Source organism: Enterobacter sp. UNJFSC 003, from assembly GCF_036903355.1.
Taxonomy (GTDB): Bacteria; Pseudomonadota; Gammaproteobacteria; order Enterobacterales; family Enterobacteriaceae; genus Enterobacter.
In genome coordinates, this window is the sequence record NZ_JBAKHK010000328.1 from 1 (window position 1) to 240 (window position 240).

Here is a 240-nt window from a genome sequence, read left to right on the forward strand (position 1 = left end):
GCGCAGCAGCGCCCGCAGATAACGATCGTTTTTAAGTTCGGTCATTTTGGCTGTTCCTTAGTGCGTCAGGCGGTCAGTGTATCATCACTCATACTCTGCCCGACACATCGCCACAGTATCTTCTATCAGACGGCGCGCTACGGTGCCGGGCGGCGGGAGTAACGGCAAATCGTCATAGCGATACCAGTTCGCCTCAAGCAATTCTTTCGGGTCGATCACGATGTCGCCGCTGTCATATTC

1 pseudogene is annotated in these 240 nt (G+C 54.6%); it reads right to left on the minus strand.

The features are described from left to right. Positions 1 to 84 precede the first annotated feature (84 nt). A pseudogene (nudC, locus tag V5P19_RS24400) lies at positions 85 to 240 on the minus strand (NAD(+) diphosphatase); the annotation flags it as partial.